This is a genomic window from Achromobacter sp. Marseille-Q4954, assembly GCF_943737025.1.
Classification (GTDB): Bacteria; Pseudomonadota; Gammaproteobacteria; order Burkholderiales; family Burkholderiaceae_B; genus Achromobacter; species Achromobacter bronchisepticus_A.
In genome coordinates this window covers 1,147,519-1,162,696 of sequence record NZ_CALSFQ010000001.1, presented here as the reverse complement: position 1 = coordinate 1,162,696, position 15,178 = coordinate 1,147,519, and the positions used below count along the sequence as shown (strand labels likewise).

Genomic DNA, 15,178 nt, shown 5'->3' with positions numbered 1-15,178 from the left:
CGCCATGGGCCAGACCCAGCCTGTAGAAGTCCTGCTGCGCCCAGCGGTGGAGCTTTACACCGTGGCGGCTTGCGCCGGCGCGGCGTTTTTGTCCTTAGTAGCTCCATGGTCGCTCGCGCTAAGTCCGGCCATGGGGATTGGCAGTGCGCTGGCATTCCTGGCCTTCGGTGCGATCCGCCTGAGACAGGCCCACGCGATCCTCCGATACCGCCGCAACATCCGACGCCTTCCCCGCTACGTGATGATCAGCCGAGACGTACCAATCAGCCAGCAGCGGTTGTTTATCGGCAGAGGCTTTCTCTGGGAGCAGAAGCACACGCACCGGCTGATGCAAACCTATCGTCCGGAGTTCCGACGCCATGTCGAACCCACGCCAGCCTACATGATGGTCCGACGTTTGGAAGAGCGCCTGGAGTTTGCGCCGTTCCCGCTCTCGCGTTTGGTCAGGATCACTGCCTGGGACATCTCGCTCAATCCTTTTCGCCCATTGCCACCGGTTGGCGGTTTACCGCGCCTACACGGCATTGAGCCAGATGAGGTCGACGTCAGTTTGCCGCTTGGCGAGCGTGTTGGTCACTCGCTGGTGCTGGGAACCACCCGTGTCGGCAAAACGCGATTGGCCGAGCTATTCATCACCCAGGACATACGGCGCAAGAGCGCTACCGGTGAACATGAGGTGGTTATCGTCTTCGACCCGAAAGGTGATGCCGATCTGCTCAAACGCATGTACGTAGAAGCCAAGCGGGCTGGGCGCGAAGGTGAGTTTTACCTCTTCCACCTGGGCTGGCCCGAGATCAGCTCGCGCTACAACGCAGTGGGGCGATTCGGGCGCATCTCCGAGGTTGCCACTCGAATCGCCGGGCAACTCTCGGGCGAGGGCAACAGCGCCGCCTTCCGGGAATTCGCTTGGCGCTTCGTAAACATTATTGCGAGAGCACTCATCGAATTGGGCCAGCGCCCCGACTACCTGCTGATCCAGCGGCACGTCATCAACATTGATGCCTTGTTCATCGAGTATGCGCAGCACTACTTCGCCAAGCACGAGCCCAAGGCTTGGGAGGTTATCGTCCAACTTGAGGGGCGGCTGAACGACAAGAATATTCCACGCAACATGATCGGCCGTGAGAAGCGTGTAGTGGCCTTAGAGCAGTATTTAAGTCAGGTGCGCAACTACGATCCCGTTCTGGACGGACTGCGCAGCGCGGTGCGCTATGACAAGACCTACTTCGACAAGATTGTTGCGTCATTGTTGCCGCTGTTGGAGAAGCTGACCAGCGGGAAAATCGCTCAGCTGCTGGCGCCGAATTATTCCGACCTCGAAGATCCGCGTCCGATCTTCGACTGGATGCAGATCATCCGCAAGCGCGCAGTCGTTTATGTCGGTCTGGATGCCCTGTCAGACGCGGAGGTTGCTGCCGCAGTGGGGAATTCAATGTTCTCGGACATGGTCTCGGTGGCAGGTCACATCTACAAGTTTGGCGTCGATGATGGCTTGCCAGACGCAAATCCGGGAGCGAAGGTCCCCATCAATGTCCATGCGGATGAATTCAATGAGCTGATGGGCGACGAATTTATCCCCATGGTCAACAAGGGCGGTGGTGCCGGTATTCAGGTCACCGCATACACACAGACACTGAGCGACATCGAGGCGCGCATTGGCAATCGCGCCAAGGCTGGCCAGGTTGTGGGCAACTTCAACAACCTGTTCATGCTGCGTGTGCGGGAGACGGCCACTGCGGAACTGCTGACCCGCCAGTTGCCAAAGGTGGAGGTTTACTCCACAACCATCGTCAGCGGTGCCACCGACAGCTCAGACATCCGCGGTGCCACCGACTTCACATCGAATACCCAGGATCGCATCAGCATGTCCAGCGTGCCGATGATCGAACCATCGCAGGTGGTTGGACTTCCCAAGGGGCAGTGCTTTGCTCTATTGCAAGGCGGCAACTTGTGGAAGATCCGCATGCCGCTGCCTGCACCCGACCCCGATGAGGTCATGCCCAAGGATCTACAGCAGTTAGCCGGCTATATGCGCCAGAGCTATAGCGAGGCAGCACAGTGGTGGGAGAACACTGGATCACCAGGCCTGCAGGAGGAAGATCTGCCGGAGGATCTGACCGATGACACGATCCCGCCCGAAGCTGCCGGCAGCGAGCAGTTGCCATGAGCGATGCGGTCAGCACCGCGAAGCGCCAGGAGGCCCGCCGTGAAGGACTGCTTGTCGGCTTGATCAGCACGCCGTTCAGGTTGTTCGGCGTCTTGATCGGCTCGCTGCTGATCTCGATCGTGATCGAATGCGTGGGGATGCACTTCTTTTGGAAGGATCAGGGCTGGCGTCACTCTCAGGCTATGCTGCAGTACGAGCTGACCCACCTGTCTGGGCATTTCACTCGCAGTGCCATCGTCACGGAGCCCACGCGCACAGCGCATGAGCTCGTGGATACAGGCTACCGCTGGATGTTCGTGCGCACTGGTCTGCTGGCGCGCATGGAGCAAACGGCTGACCGCGCCCGCGCGCCCAGTCAGCATCGCACACGAGACTTCCGCTACTTCATCAGCCAAGCCTACGTGTGGGCGGAAAGCTACTTGATTGCCGCTGCCTTTACGACGCTCACGTACCTGGTTCGACTACTTGTGCTGGTGCTGACCCTGCCTTTGTTCGTAACAGCAGCATTCGTAGGCTTCGTGGATGGATTGGTTCGCCGCGACGTACGCAAATTCGGTGCAGGGCGGGAGTCCGGTTTTCTCTATCATCGCGCCAAAGCCTCGCTCATGCCACTGGCAATCTTGCCTTGGGTGATTTACCTGGCTTTGCCAGTTTCGGTTCACCCGCTGATCATTCTGCTGCCGAGTGCGGCTCTTCTTGGGCTGGCCATGAATCTCACCGCTGGCAGCTTCAAGAAGTATCTGTGACAGACTCTCGGCTCTAGATTCCAACAGCCAAGGAGTGAATGAATTTCTTTATTTCTGCTTGGCGTATCTCAGGTAGGCCATCGTTGATGTAGTAATTCATAGCCCTGGCCGGCACCGGAATAACCTCATTATCGTACTCAAATATAAGGCAGTGGCTCAACTGGAAAATGACGGCAACTTTCTCAGAATCAAGCTTCTCCATCTCGGATTTCTTGAAGTTGCTATAAAAAACTGACTCCAAATGGTGGGCCGTAAAGTTGCTTATTATTGCTTGAAAGTTTCGATTGACGAGAATAGAACGAAGTAAACCTTGTTCCTTGATGTTTTGAGAAAATACACCTCGACTCTGCTCTAGACGTTCGTAGTTGGCGGCGAAAGAATCAAAAATAGAGCGCGCCATTTCAAAAATGCGGACCTTGTCAACCAAATTAGTTAAGTCGTATGCAACATACCCCACTTCTGCCTGCCCGTTACTTATGCGTTTGTCCAGCTGTTTTATGGCATCAGAAAACTCATGTCTGAATTTTCTTTCGCTGTGTAGGTACTTGCACTCAATCGCTATTTTTTGTCGACACAAGACCACATCGCATTCGGTAGAGAGGTCGATTTCCACTCCGTCACCCATACTTGCTGCGAATCTGATTGCCATGGCAAGCTCGAAGAATGCGTCGTTGTATCTCTCATCCTCATCAGCAAGGGTGTGCCCCCCATCGAGCAAGTCAAGCAACTTCTGTTGCGGGACGATGATTTTACTATCGACATCGAACAGAGCATTGATCGAACGATATTTGTTGACTATTCCAATGAGCGCCGCAACCTCCATCTCGTCCATTTTTTCAAGGTCGTCCAGCTTTTTCCGATAGCCCCACAACTTTGTGCTTTCAATCGGTGCGCCTTTTCCAATCTTCAACCTTAATTTTCTAAAATTATTGATCAATAGATCAAACTCTTCTAGCAACCCATCGAAGGCGAGCGATTTCGCTACAAAACTCATACTTACCCCATTCAGTTCAGTCCCAACGTTGATTATCACCCGGTCCGGACGGCGAGACTGGAACCGATCCGGACAATCTATCCACCGTGTCGTCCTAGCGCCTCAAATCCGGTAGCCCGCATTTCTCATTGTTTGCAGCCAAGGGACGCTCGCCTTGCCACGATCACTCCATTGCTGATCTGACTAGGACATAGCGCGATGGTGCTGCCAATCCGTCCCGGCGTTGCACGCAGCGGCGCCTACTTGCTGCTGAATACCCTCCTGATGACAGGACTACCCCTGGCCGCCAACGCTGACACGCCAGCGCAGCGCCAGGACTTAGCCGCCGCTGCCCGCCAGCTTGAGACTCTGGAACACCTCGTAGCTCACAGCGCTGCCAATGTCAGGATTACGCCGGGCGAGCGCTACCACTTTGACTACGCCCGGCTACGCAATGACCTAACCCGCGTGCGAAGCGGTCTCCAAGACTACCTAACGCCACCGCGCGCCCAGCCTCGAGATCCTGCCGAGCTGACCGGCCAGTACCGCACCGAACAAGAAGCCTCCGACTATCCAATCGGTAGCGAGCCCAAGCCATGAATGGTGCTCAGCTCTCAGCATTTCAAGCCAACAGCGGTTTCACGCCTGCAGTGATGGCCACCGTGCTCGTAGGCGCCGTATTTACGGTGCTGCTGCTATGGGGGGTCTGGGCGATCCGTACAGCCTATGTGGGCTGGGCAGAAAGCCGAATCAACCAGCGCCAGTTCCTCGGCGTCCTTGTGCGGTTTCTTGCCATGTACATCGTGCTGACGTTTTTCCTTATCTCCTGACTTCGAAAGGGCCAATCATGAAGACCAGCAGTTCCCCCACCCAACGCCTCCGGCTCTCGACACTCGTCCTCGGTGTGCTGACGCTGCCGGTGGTGTCGTTTGCCCAAGGCCTGCCCACACTGGAGAACCCCTCGCGTGGCACCGGCAACGGCATCATGCAGACCATTCGCAACTACGGCTACGACATCGTGCTGCTTGTCGCGCTACTCGTGGTCGCCTCCATGTTCATCGGCGTCTGCTATCACGCCTACGGCACATACGCCGAGATCCACACCGGCCGCAAGACCTGGGGCCAGTTTGGCCTCACGGTGGCCATCGGCGCGGTACTTCTCGTGATCGGCATCTGGCTGCTCACCGAAGCCACCGGCATCCTGTAAGGAGGCTTGGCCATGTCCGAGCATCAGCATGTGCGGGAGGACGGCACGGTGTCCTTCCTGCCGCACCGGCTCAACCGTCATCCGGTGGTTGTGCGCGGCCTGACTGCAGACGAACTTTGGATCTGCTGCGGGCTGTCCGGAGCTGCCGGGCTGATGTTCGGTGCGCCACTGTCGTGGATGTTCTCGACCATCGCGCTAGCACCGACATTCGTCGTCGTAGGTGTGGTGCTCGGTGTGCTCGTTGGCGGCGGCATCTTGCGCCGCCAAAAGCGCGGCCGACCCGACACCTGGCTGTACCGCCATCTGCAATGGTGGCTGACGACGCATCACCCCATCGTCTCGGACAGGATCGGCGGGCGGGCGCTGATCACTCGCTCCGGCTTCTGGTCGGTACGAAGGGCGTCGCGATGAGCCGGTTCAAGAACGAGGTTGCGCACCTGCAGGCGCACATCAAGACCCTGCGCATGGGCGCCGTAGCGTTGTTGCTTCTTGCGCTGGTCATGGGCGGGGGGTGGTGGAGCTCGCCGCGCGATCTCACCGTCCATGTGCCACCGGATCTGCGCTCGGGCAGCACGCGCAAGTGGTGGGAGGTTCCACCGGAATCGGTGTATGCCTTTACCTTCTACGTGTTCCAGCAGCTCAACCGCTGGCCGACCAACGGTGAGGATGACTACGCGCGAAACCTTCACGCACTTTCGCCTTACTTCACTCCCGCGTGCCGAGCTTTCCTGCAAGCCGATTACGACTATCGCCGCAACGCAGGTGAGCTGCGCCAACGCGTGCGCGGAATCTATGAGATTCCCGGTCGTGGCTACGGCGACAACCCCAACGCACGCGTGCGGGTCGTCTCGGACCGCGACTGGGTAGTGACCCTGGACATCAGCGCGGACGAGTACTACAGCTCCGAGCAAATCAAGCGTGCGCTCGTTCGCTATCCAATCAAGGTGGTTCGGGCGGATGTGGATCCCGCTCGGAATCCGTTCGGACTGGCACTCGATTGCTACGACGGCGCGCCGCAGCGCATTGCCGCACCCGAGACACCACCTCATCCTCCCGCCCGCGGTGGTCTGGGCGTCCAAGGAGAAACGCCATGAGAAAGCAAGTCCCCCTTTGGCTGAGTGCTGCCGTAGTGGTCGCGATCGCACCTCTGGTTCATGCGGTGGAGATTCTTCGCTGGGAACGGCTGCCGCTGGCGGTGCCTCTGGTCGTGGGCCAGGAGCGAATCGTGTTCATCGATCGCAATGTGCGCGTCGGTGTACCGGCCAATGTGGGTGAGCGTCTGCGTATCCAGAGCGCCGGAGGCGCGGTGTATCTGCGCGCTATCGAGCCCATCGAGCCAACGCGACTGCAACTGCAGGACGCCGATACGGGCACGCTAATCCTGCTGGACATCGCTGCCGAGCCCGCACGCGAAGGTGCTTCGCCGTTGGAGCCGGTGCGCATCGTGGATGGCACCAGCGCTGCAACGCGCTATGGCGAGCAAACAGCCGAAAGCGGCAATGCCGTGCCAGACAGGACCCAACCCGCGCAGAGCCTGCGTGAAACCCCGATTGCCGTGGTGCTCACACGCTATGCAGCCCAGAACCTCTACGCGCCGTTACGTACGGTCGAACCCGCTCCCGGCATCATGCGTGTCAACCTGAGACGCAATCTGGCGCTCGACACGTTGTTGCCCACTTTGCCGGTCAAATCCACCGCGCTTGCTTCCTGGCGCCTAGAGGACCACTGGGTTACGGCGGTCCGCGTCACCAACACCAGCAACGTCTGGGTCGATCTGGATCCGCGCACGTTGCAAGGCGACATCCTGACAGCGACCTTTCAGCACCCTGCACTGGGGCCGAAAGGCCGACCGGAAGACACCACGATGGTGTATCTAGTGACACGACGCCATGGCCTGCCACAGTCCCTGCTGCCAGCCATCCAACGCTTCAATCCAGCGGTGAATCTGCCCGAGCCAACCACATCGACGCAAGGAGACGTCCATGCGCAGTAACGGTCTGCTCAAGTGGTTAATGATTCCGGTGGCGCTGATCGTGCTGTTCTTTGGCATCCGGCTGTTTTCCAGTAACGGCGGCAAAGCCCCCGCCAGTGTCGACGCCAGTGCCCAGCTCACGCCTGAAGAAATGAAGGCACTGGGGATCGAAGGCGACACACCACGCGACACAGTCGCAACTCTGGTCGCCCAGGTAAAGCAACTTCGTACAGAACTGCAGACGGCCACCTCGGACAACAAGACGCAACGCGAAGAGAACCAGCGCCTGCGTCAGCGGGAATCGGCGATCGACCAGCGCATCGGCACCGCCCTAGAGTCCGAACGCGCTAGTCTTCGCCGCGACCAGAAGCAGATCGCCAGCGAGCGCCAGCAGGCCGAAGGTTTGCTGGAAGACCTACAACGCCGCCTTGAGAACATCGGTAACCGCAGCAATGGCCATTCCGATCTGCCAGTGGGGCTGGGCCTGGGTGAGGGCGATTCAGACGGCATGCGGAGCGCAACGAGCGGTATGCGCTGGGTGGAGCCCGACGACGCCAAACAAACCGATGGACGGGGCCGGAGCAGCGGCAGCACGCTCAGCTTCCCCACCAGTTTCGGCCCGGCCCAACGCACCCTGGAAGCCACCGCCGACTCGGTCGCCAATGCCGGCACCAAAGCCGCTGGGATCAGCAAGGCCAAGGCGGTCTACACCGTACCGACCAACTCGACGCTAATGGGCTCGGTGGCGATGACCGCACTGATTGGCCGCGTGCCCATCGATGGCACGGTGAACGATCCGTATCCGTTCAAGGTTCTGGTCGGGCCGGACAACCTGACCGCCAACGGCATAGATATCCCTGACGTGGCAGGCGCAGTTTTCAGCGGTACTGCAGCCGGCGATTGGACGCTCTCGTGTGTGCGTGGCCAAGTGCGCAGCATCACCTTCGTCTTCAACGACGGCACGATCCGCACCATTCCCGAAGACCGCGATGGAAACCAGCAAAACAACAACCAGCAAGACGGCCTAGGCTGGATCAGCGATCCGCACGGTATTCCCTGCGTCAGCGGCGACCGCCGCAGCAATGCCCAGCAGTACTTGGGCACCCAGGCATTGATCACGGCCGCAGGTGCCGGCGCGGCCTCGCTGATCAAGTCTGACAGCGGGCGGTCGTCCTATGTCGGCGCAGATGGTTCCATCGGAACTGTTGGCATCAGTGGCAAGGAAGCTGTCGGTCGGATCCTGGCTGGCGGCGTCCAAGAGATGTCGAGCTGGGTCAACAAGCTTTACGGGCAGGCATTCGCCGCAGTGTATGTGCCGCCGGGAGCCAAGGTGGCCGTCCACCTGGAGAAGCCACTCGCCATCGACTACGACCCAGAGGGCCGCAAAGTCAATCACCGTGCAGGAGAATCCCATGCGCTCGAACTGGACTAAGTCTCTTGTACTGGCACTCGCGGTGGGCGCACTCGCCGGCTGCGCCACCAACAAGGAAGAGCTGCTCACCCACGGTGGGCGGACCATGCAGGTCATCTGGCAGCAGGAGGCTGGCGACGGGGGCACCGGCCAGGCGGCCCGGCGCCAATTGCTCGATGCGCGTCAGACCCTGCGCCGACCGTTGCTCGAAGCGGACATCGCCGCCGCACCTGCCGAGCAGGCCCGCTATACCCGCACCGCGGCGAACGAGATCTACCGTCAGTTTCATCGGCTTCCCAACCCCGATCTAGTGATGTACGTATTCCCGCATCTCGCGGGAACGGATCCTGTGCCGGTGCCAGGCTATACCACGGTATTCCCGCTGTACCAGCGCATCCAATACGCCATGCCGGGCGAGCGTGTGGAGGACTATTGATGACCTGGACGCTGCCCTGGCGCCGCCGGACGGAACCCGGCGCTTCATCCTCTGAGCAAGCACAGCCAGATGGCTGGCAGCGCCATATCCATGCGCTGAGAGATGGAGGCGTACAGCCGCCTGGCGAGGCCGTTCAGGGTGTGCGTGCCGCAACTACGACTGATGAGCAGGCCCTCTACGACGTAGCGCCATCGTTCGTCTCTCTCCTGCCGTGGGTGGAATACCTGCCCGAGTCTGGCTGCATGCTGCTCGAAGACGGCCAATCGGTCGCTGCCTTCTTCGAGCTCACGCCCCTGGGTACTGAGGGCCGTGAGGCCGCCTGGCTAGCGCAGGCACGTGACGCACTGGAGAACGCGCTGCAAGACAGCTTTGACGAACTGGATGAGAATCCCTGGGTTGTCCAGCTCTACGCCCAGGACGAAGCAAGCTTCGCCCAATACCTGGATGCTCTGCGCCGCTACATCCAGCCACGGGCGCAGGACTCACGCTTCAGCGAGTTCTACCTTAAGTTCTTCGCTCACCACCTGAGCGCCGTCGCCAAACCTGGCGGCCTTTTCGAAGACACCGTGGTGACCCGCCTACGCTGGCGTGGCCAAAGTCGTCGCGTGCGCCTGGTGGTGTATCGGCGTGCGGTAGGTCCAAGCAGTCGGCGCGGCCAGACGCCCGAGCAAGCCATCAACACCGTATGCGATCGTTTGGCAGGAGGATTGAGCAACGCCGGCATCCAGGCTCGCCGGTTGAATGCGCCAGCGATCCATGCCTGGCTGCTGCGCTGGTTCAATCCCTATCCCACAATACTGGGTCCCGACTCGCAGGACCGTGAGCGCTTCTACCAGCTGGCGGCTTACCCGGAGACCCCCGAGGCTGACGAAATCGAGTTGGCCAGTGGCACGGACTTCAGTCAACGCCTGTTCTTCGGGCAGCCGCGCTCGGACGTGGACCAGGGGCTGTGGTACTTCGATGGTATGCCACATCGCGTCTTGGTCACTGACCGGCTGCGCACGCCGCCGGTCACCGGACACTTGACTGGGGAGACACGCAAGGGCGATGCGATCAACACACTGTTCGACCAGATGCCGGAAGACACCACGCTGTGCCTAACGCTGGTCGCTACACCACAGGACGTGCTTGAAGCCCACCTCAACCACCTCGCCAAGAAGGCCGTGGGCGAAACCTTGGCATCGGAACAGACACTCAAAGATGTCCACGAGGCCCGCTCGCTGATCGGGAGTTCCCACAAGCTCTACCGCGGCACGCTGGCGTTCTACCTGCGCGGCCGTGACGAAGCCGAGTTGGATCAGCGCGGGCTGCAGCTCGCCAATGTCATGCTCAACGCCGGCCTGCAACCGGTGCGCGAGGAAGACGAGGTGGCACCGCTCAACAGCTACCTGCGTTGGTTGCCGTGTCTGTACAACCCTAGCGCGGACCGCAGACAGTGGTACACCCAACTGATGTTCGCCCAGCATGCTGCAAACCTGTCGCCTGTCTGGGGACGCAGCCAAGGCACGGGCCACCCCGGCATCACGTTCTTCAACCGTGGCGGCGGTGTGATTACCTTCGACCCCTTCAACCGCCTGGACCGGCAGATGAACGCCCATCTGTTCCTGTTCGGCCCGACCGGTTCGGGCAAGTCAGCAACTCTGAACAACATCCTGAACCAGGTCGCAGCGATCTACCGCCCACGCATGTTCATCGTCGAAGCAGGTAACTCCTTTGGCCTATTCGGCGACTTCGCCAAGCGGCTGGGTCTTACTGTCAACCGGGTCAAGCTCTCTCCGGGCTCCGGAGTCAGTCTGGCACCGTTTGCGGATGCACGTCGCTTGATCGAGACGCCCAGCGCCGTGCAAACCCTCGACGCCGACGCCCTTGATGAAGAGCAGCCTGGGCCGACCACGAATGAGGCCGACGAGCAACGTGACGTGCTTGGCGAACTGGAAATCACCGCGCGTTTGATGATCACTGGCGGGGAAGACAAGGAAGAGGCACGCATGACTCGCGCCGACCGGTCGCTGATCCGCCAGTGCATCCTCGAGGCCGCGCAGCGCTGTGTCGCGGACAACCGGACCGTATTAACTCGCGATGTGCGCGACGCGCTGCGCGAACGCGGCCGCGACACAACACTGCCCGAGACCCGGCGTTCTCGACTGCTCGAAATGGCCGATGCCATGGACATGTTCTGCCAGGGCACAGACGGCGAGATGTTCGACAGGCCGGGAACTCCATGGCCAGAGGCCGACGTCACTGTGGTGGACCTGGCCACCTACGCCCGCGAGGGCTACAACGCCCAGTTGTCCATCGCCTACATCTCGCTGATCAGCACGGTCAACAACATCGCCGAGCGTGACCAGTTCCTCGGGCGGCCCATCGTCAATGTGACCGACGAGGGCCACATCATCACGAAGAACCCATTGCTTTCGCCCTACGTAGTCAAGATCACCAAGATGTGGCGCAAGCTGGGGGCTTGGTTCTGGCTCGCCACACAGAATGTGGATGATTTACCCAAGTCCGCCGAGCCCATGCTCAACATGATCGAGTGGTGGATCTGCCTGTCGATGCCACCGGATGAGGTCGAGAAGATCGCGCGTTTTCGCGAACTGAAACCCGCACAGAAGGCACTGATGCTCTCGGCCCGCAAGGAAGCGGGCAAGTTCAGCGAGGGCGTCATTCTTTCCAAGTCGATGGAGGTGCTGTTTCGTGCAGTGCCGCCCAGCCTGTATTTGGCATTGGCCCAAACGGAGCCTGAAGAGAAGGCCGAGCGCTTCCAACTCATGCAGCAGCACGGCATCGGTGAACTCGAAGCCGCCTTCAAGATCGCCGAGAAGATCGATCGCGCGCGCGGTATCAACCCGCTGCCATACGACGACGTGTTCGCCGGAGAAGCGGGATGACTCTCACATCGCATCCCGTTGCCAAGAAATTCCGGCGCGCTTGGTGGCTTGCTGCAGCCTGCGTAGTCTTTGCTGCGTCGGCATGGGGATTCCTCGCATCGTTCCAGCCTGAAAATCCTGTCGCCGTTGAGCAGGCCGCTGTCGAGAAAGCGCCAGGTCCGCCGTGGCGCTACGGCCCCGTCTCGGCGCGCTTCACGATCATTGTCTACGCCGATTTGGAGTGCCCGTTCTGCCAGTCCTACACTCCGGTACTACGAGCCTGGATCGACGGACATCCCGACGTCAACCTGCAGTGGCATCACCTTCCGCTCACGACGCATGAGCCGGCTGCCAGCGAGCAAGCACGTTGGGTTGAGTGCGTGGGAGAGACGTTCGGACATGCACGTTTCTGGGAGGCTATCGCCTGGGTGTATCAACACACGCGTGGCGGCGGCCAGGGATTGCCGCCTGGCACGGCCTATCCCAATGATGCAGCGGTGCAAGCCTGCCTGAACAGCGAGCGACCTGGGCAGTCGGTGCGCCAACAGGCAGATCAGGCGCGCAAAGATGGACTCAATGCCACCCCGACCATTCGACTAGTCGACCGCAGTATTGATCGGTCGATGACGCTCAGCGGGCCGATCGTGGGTGATGCCCTGCTGTCTGCCCTGGACTATCTGGCCTCTGACCAACCTGATAAAGCGCAGGAAACCCAGATGCCTTCAGAGGCCGTCGACACAGACGCGAAGTAGCCTTGCTGCCCACAGTCCGAGGCCACCTTCTTCCCGAGCAGGCCCGGAAATGCCGGCATGCATGGTGCTGCCAGATATGACGGCTGTCGCACTTGACACTACGCACCCTGGTGATTCCAGCAGCCGGCGCTTTGACTGTCGAAAAACTCTACTGGCACCGCACCCAAGGCTCCTTGGATGATCGCCATCACCCGATTGCAGTAGATCTGGTCTGCGCCGTACACAGAAACCGCAACGCGGCGGATGCCGGTGCCTCGCATCCGCTGTAGCAGGTGTATGTCCTGCTCGCCCAACCCCCATCCATAGATGACGAGCGTCTCGCGCTCAGAACCCAGCACCTCCCGATAGACCGTGGAGAGGTAGTAGCTGTTCTGGATCGAACTCACCTTTTGCTGCCAGGTCCCCTCGCTCACGAACAGCGGCACAACCTCTTCGCTGCGCCACCGCGTCAAGATGGCCTCCAGCAGTCCCGCATCGGCGTTGTAGATCTTGCGCTCCTGCTCGACGCGATTGCGGCACAGCACCAGGCTGCCATGCGGATAAAACACCAGCGTGGTCGATCGCTGGCGCCGAATCGGCGTTCTCAGCCTGCGCCAATCATCCTGGAACACCCCGCCCGCACCGAAGCAATCTTTGATGGCGTGCTCGTCGTCATGGTCATAGCCATACATCAAGGCCCAATAGACGATGAGGTCGTAATTCAACGACGCAACCGTATCGAAGTGCTTTATGAATCGGTAAATCGCCGGCAAATGCCCGCTGACCTGGTCGAACTCGGGATGGATGTCCTGGACACTCTGGATGAGGCAGTCCCGAACCCTAAGGTATGCCTCATGCGTTCGTTGGTCCGGGATCAGCAGTGATCGATTGACATTCGATGCCTGCCACACGATGCGCAGGATCAGCTCGAAGTCCGTCGTCCCGAAGAATGCGAACAACCGCTCGACGTCCGGGGCGATCAGCTCGTTCGTTCGGGCATGTTCCAACAACGAGCCATAGGAAAAACTCGGGCTCACCGCAATGCTGGCGCCATTTCCCAATATGGCGGTGCCTCGGTAGTTCGGGGCAATGGCCTCCCACGGCTGAATCACATAGGGCATCGGTTCCTCTCTCCAATCTTTGTCTCCCGTCACCTTACCGCAGTCCTGACCGAGGAATGGACGATCCGGCCGCACCAGCGCGGGAAATGAGGGTTCGGGGCAGTACGCATTGTTCGTGGCACTAGTCGGCGCTTTGCGTTGGACTACAGGGGTTTCTAACTGCCAGGCCGCATACCATGCGAAATCTCTACCTTCTGCTGCGACAAGCTCTACTCGGTATGACAATGTCAGTCGCCGGCGCGGCCAGCGCCCAGGAGGTCTGGATCGTCACCGATTCGAGCCATCGCGTGACCGGAAAAGCCACTGTCCACCGCCTCATTGAGCTGGACACCCCGCAGCGCTTCGAGGCTGAGTTGGCTGCGCAGTTGCCGAGCGATCCGCAGCGTGCCGCCGCGATGGTCCAACAGCGTCTGCAGCAAGGCGGCCAGCTCCTGCAAAAGCGCATGCTGGATGCCTACCAAGGCGTGGCCGACGCCTGGAGCCTCGGAATCACCACACTCCCGGCCGTCGTTGTGGACCAGCGTTACGTGGTCTACGGCGAATCTGATCTCGACAAAGCCTTGGCGCGCGTCGCACAGCATCGCAAGGACACACCATGAGGCCCCGTGTCCCCCGCCGACTGCGAATCTCTGCCGCTGTTGCGCTGCTTTGTGGCGCCACATCGAGCTTCGCGCTCAACACCGCGAGCATCGTGTCCTCTACGCTCTCGCCCGACTGCCTGGAGTACCGGGTGGTCGGCATCTGCTACTGGCTCCATTGCACTTGGACAGGATGCACAGTGCGCACCTCGATCAAGGTGCGGCACTACATTCCCGACGCCGTGGTTTCCAGCTATTCCAACACGGGCGAGAACCCCTGGACTGAAGTTCGTGCAATGAGCACGCCCAACCCGACTGCACAGGCGGGCGGGGATGGCACGACCAACCACGACAACGAGAACAACCTTGCGAAGTTCAAGAACGCCGATGTCATCGGCCATCCAGGAGGTCAAGTGTTCGGCCAGTTCGCGAGCTCGTCGGGCTACGCGTGCGAGGGGGCAGGCACGGCATTCATGCCCTACCTGCTCAGCACGCTGGACACCATCGCTTGGCGGTACAACGTGCCGGAGGCTGTGTACCCCGAAGCGCTGATTCCGGGCATGCGCGAGATTGGTGCCCGCACCAGCCTGAATCTGTGGGGAGCGGTCTATCCCCGGGGCGGCTTCCTGCACCAGGCCGACGACCACAAGTCCGGCGCTGTGGTCGCACAGCGCGCCGGCGATGTCGTCACCCGCCGCGGCCAACTGCACGTCTATCAACCCCTCCTCGCCAACAGCCGCGATGGCTACTGGCCGGCCGGGGCACTGATGGAAAGCGACGCCTCGACCGGCAAGTGGCAGGAACTGACACCGCGCCTGTCCTCGTCCTGCGCGGTGTTCCCGAACCACGGTCCGCTCACCCAAGCCCAGCAAGGTGACTACGCCTGGGCGCTGTGGCGCCCCTACAGCTGCTGCCAGCGGCGGGGCCAGGTCTTTCTTGGCAGCGTCGACTTCAACTGAGGCCATTACC

Annotated in this window: 16 protein-coding genes; 14 read left to right on the top strand and 2 right to left on the bottom strand. The window is 60.5% G+C overall.

The annotated features are described in order from the left end of the window. The first annotated feature begins 4 nt into the window (after positions 1–4). The gene (gene traD, locus NGK62_RS05345; RefSeq protein WP_023098610.1) at positions 5–2,167 is read left to right on the top strand and encodes a type IV conjugative transfer system coupling protein TraD; all 2,163 of its coding nucleotides are present in this window, start codon (positions 5–7) and stop codon (positions 2,165–2,167) included. Beyond that, positions 2,164–2,913 carry a TIGR03747 family integrating conjugative element membrane protein gene (locus NGK62_RS05340; protein WP_023098609.1) on the top strand — a complete coding sequence of 250 codons (750 nt, stop codon included), beginning with the start codon at positions 2,164–2,166 and terminating at the stop codon, positions 2,911–2,913. Before traD ends, NGK62_RS05340 begins: the two co-directional genes overlap by 4 nt. Before the next feature lie 13 nt (positions 2,914–2,926). Here the strand turns inward: NGK62_RS05340 and NGK62_RS05335 are convergent, their stop codons facing one another. After that, positions 2,927–3,907, bottom strand: coding sequence for a hypothetical protein (locus NGK62_RS05335; protein WP_023098608.1), 981 nt, complete (start codon positions 3,905–3,907; stop codon positions 2,927–2,929). 198 nt (positions 3,908–4,105) lie between these two features. Here NGK62_RS05335 and NGK62_RS05330 point away from each other — a divergent pair, with 198 nt between their 5' ends. Genes NGK62_RS05330 through NGK62_RS05285 form a run of 10 tightly spaced genes read left to right on the top strand, consistent with a single transcriptional unit; the run spans position 4,106 to position 12,531 of the window. Then, positions 4,106–4,486, top strand: a complete 381-nt coding sequence (locus NGK62_RS05330; RefSeq protein ID WP_023098607.1) for an integrative conjugative element protein, RAQPRD family — start codon at positions 4,106–4,108, stop codon at positions 4,484–4,486. Next, a complete protein-coding gene (locus NGK62_RS05325) occupies positions 4,483–4,716 on the top strand; it encodes a TIGR03758 family integrating conjugative element protein (protein WP_023098606.1) in 234 nt (77 codons plus the stop codon). The genes NGK62_RS05330 and NGK62_RS05325 overlap by 4 nt, the downstream gene beginning before the upstream one ends. Positions 4,717–4,733: 17 nt before the next feature. Continuing rightward, the gene (locus NGK62_RS05320; RefSeq protein WP_023098605.1) at positions 4,734–5,093 is read left to right on the top strand and encodes a TIGR03745 family integrating conjugative element membrane protein; all 360 of its coding nucleotides are present in this window, start codon (positions 4,734–4,736) and stop codon (positions 5,091–5,093) included. Positions 5,094–5,105: 12 nt separating this feature from the next. Next, positions 5,106–5,504 carry a TIGR03750 family conjugal transfer protein gene (locus NGK62_RS05315; protein WP_023098604.1) on the top strand — a complete coding sequence of 133 codons (399 nt, stop codon included), beginning with the start codon at positions 5,106–5,108 and terminating at the stop codon, positions 5,502–5,504. After that, positions 5,501–6,187: a PFL_4703 family integrating conjugative element protein gene (locus NGK62_RS05310; protein ID WP_023098603.1), complete on the top strand. Its 687-nt coding sequence runs from the start codon at positions 5,501–5,503 to the stop codon at positions 6,185–6,187. The genes NGK62_RS05315 and NGK62_RS05310 overlap by 4 nt, the downstream gene beginning before the upstream one ends. Further along, positions 6,184–7,086 (top strand): TIGR03749 family integrating conjugative element protein, encoded by a 903-nt coding sequence (locus NGK62_RS05305; protein ID WP_023098602.1) that lies wholly within the window; start codon positions 6,184–6,186, stop codon positions 7,084–7,086. The genes NGK62_RS05310 and NGK62_RS05305 overlap by 4 nt, the downstream gene beginning before the upstream one ends. Next, positions 7,076–8,497 (top strand): TIGR03752 family integrating conjugative element protein, encoded by a 1,422-nt coding sequence (locus tag NGK62_RS05300; RefSeq protein WP_023098601.1) that lies wholly within the window; start codon positions 7,076–7,078, stop codon positions 8,495–8,497. The genes NGK62_RS05305 and NGK62_RS05300 overlap by 11 nt, the downstream gene beginning before the upstream one ends. Further along, positions 8,478–8,912: a TIGR03751 family conjugal transfer lipoprotein gene (locus tag NGK62_RS05295; RefSeq protein ID WP_023098600.1), complete on the top strand. Its 435-nt coding sequence runs from the start codon at positions 8,478–8,480 to the stop codon at positions 8,910–8,912. Before NGK62_RS05300 ends, NGK62_RS05295 begins: the two co-directional genes overlap by 20 nt. Then, positions 8,912–11,800, top strand: coding sequence for a conjugative transfer ATPase (locus tag NGK62_RS05290; protein ID WP_023098599.1), 2,889 nt, complete (start codon positions 8,912–8,914; stop codon positions 11,798–11,800). Before NGK62_RS05295 ends, NGK62_RS05290 begins: the two co-directional genes overlap by 1 nt. Then, a complete protein-coding gene (locus tag NGK62_RS05285; protein WP_023098598.1) occupies positions 11,797–12,531 on the top strand; it encodes a DsbA family protein in 735 nt (244 codons plus the stop codon). The genes NGK62_RS05290 and NGK62_RS05285 overlap by 4 nt, the downstream gene beginning before the upstream one ends. A gap of 98 nt (positions 12,532–12,629) precedes the next feature. Here the strand turns inward: NGK62_RS05285 and NGK62_RS05280 are convergent, their stop codons facing one another. After that, positions 12,630–13,631, bottom strand: coding sequence for a DUF4917 family protein (locus NGK62_RS05280; protein ID WP_023098597.1), 1,002 nt, complete (start codon positions 13,629–13,631; stop codon positions 12,630–12,632). A gap of 176 nt (positions 13,632–13,807) precedes the next feature. On the opposite strand from NGK62_RS05280, the gene NGK62_RS05275 reads away from it, so the two are divergent. Both NGK62_RS05275 and NGK62_RS05270 read left to right on the top strand, forming a co-directional pair. Next, positions 13,808–14,230, top strand: coding sequence for a TIGR03757 family integrating conjugative element protein (locus NGK62_RS05275; protein ID WP_023098596.1), 423 nt, complete (start codon positions 13,808–13,810; stop codon positions 14,228–14,230). Next, complete coding sequence (locus tag NGK62_RS05270; RefSeq protein ID WP_023098595.1) at positions 14,227–15,168, top strand: TIGR03756 family integrating conjugative element protein; 942 nt, start codon at positions 14,227–14,229, stop codon at positions 15,166–15,168. The genes NGK62_RS05275 and NGK62_RS05270 overlap by 4 nt, the downstream gene beginning before the upstream one ends. Positions 15,169–15,178 lie beyond the last annotated feature (10 nt).

Excerpts from the sequence above, each read along its gene's own strand:
- traD (WP_023098610.1), top strand. The coding sequence starts at position 5 with ATGGGCCAGACCCAGCCTGTAGAAGTCCTGCTGCGCCCAGCGGTGGAG.
- NGK62_RS05340 (WP_023098609.1), top strand. The coding sequence starts at position 2,164 with ATGAGCGATGCGGTCAGCACCGCGAAGCGCCAGGAGGCCCGCCGTGAA.
- NGK62_RS05335 (WP_023098608.1), bottom strand. The coding sequence starts at position 3,907 with ATGAGTTTTGTAGCGAAATCGCTCGCCTTCGATGGGTTGCTAGAAGAG.
- NGK62_RS05330 (WP_023098607.1), top strand. The coding sequence starts at position 4,106 with ATGGTGCTGCCAATCCGTCCCGGCGTTGCACGCAGCGGCGCCTACTTG.
- NGK62_RS05325 (WP_023098606.1), top strand. The coding sequence starts at position 4,483 with ATGAATGGTGCTCAGCTCTCAGCATTTCAAGCCAACAGCGGTTTCACG.
- NGK62_RS05320 (WP_023098605.1), top strand. The coding sequence starts at position 4,734 with ATGAAGACCAGCAGTTCCCCCACCCAACGCCTCCGGCTCTCGACACTC.
- NGK62_RS05315 (WP_023098604.1), top strand. The coding sequence starts at position 5,106 with ATGTCCGAGCATCAGCATGTGCGGGAGGACGGCACGGTGTCCTTCCTG.
- NGK62_RS05310 (WP_023098603.1), top strand. The coding sequence starts at position 5,501 with ATGAGCCGGTTCAAGAACGAGGTTGCGCACCTGCAGGCGCACATCAAG.
- NGK62_RS05305 (WP_023098602.1), top strand. The coding sequence starts at position 6,184 with ATGAGAAAGCAAGTCCCCCTTTGGCTGAGTGCTGCCGTAGTGGTCGCG.
- NGK62_RS05300 (WP_023098601.1), top strand. The coding sequence starts at position 7,076 with ATGCGCAGTAACGGTCTGCTCAAGTGGTTAATGATTCCGGTGGCGCTG.
- NGK62_RS05295 (WP_023098600.1), top strand. The coding sequence starts at position 8,478 with ATGCGCTCGAACTGGACTAAGTCTCTTGTACTGGCACTCGCGGTGGGC.
- NGK62_RS05290 (WP_023098599.1), top strand. The coding sequence starts at position 8,912 with ATGACCTGGACGCTGCCCTGGCGCCGCCGGACGGAACCCGGCGCTTCA.
- NGK62_RS05285 (WP_023098598.1), top strand. The coding sequence starts at position 11,797 with ATGACTCTCACATCGCATCCCGTTGCCAAGAAATTCCGGCGCGCTTGG.
- NGK62_RS05280 (WP_023098597.1), bottom strand. The coding sequence starts at position 13,631 with ATGCCCTATGTGATTCAGCCGTGGGAGGCCATTGCCCCGAACTACCGA.
- NGK62_RS05275 (WP_023098596.1), top strand. The coding sequence starts at position 13,808 with ATGCGAAATCTCTACCTTCTGCTGCGACAAGCTCTACTCGGTATGACA.
- NGK62_RS05270 (WP_023098595.1), top strand. The coding sequence starts at position 14,227 with ATGAGGCCCCGTGTCCCCCGCCGACTGCGAATCTCTGCCGCTGTTGCG.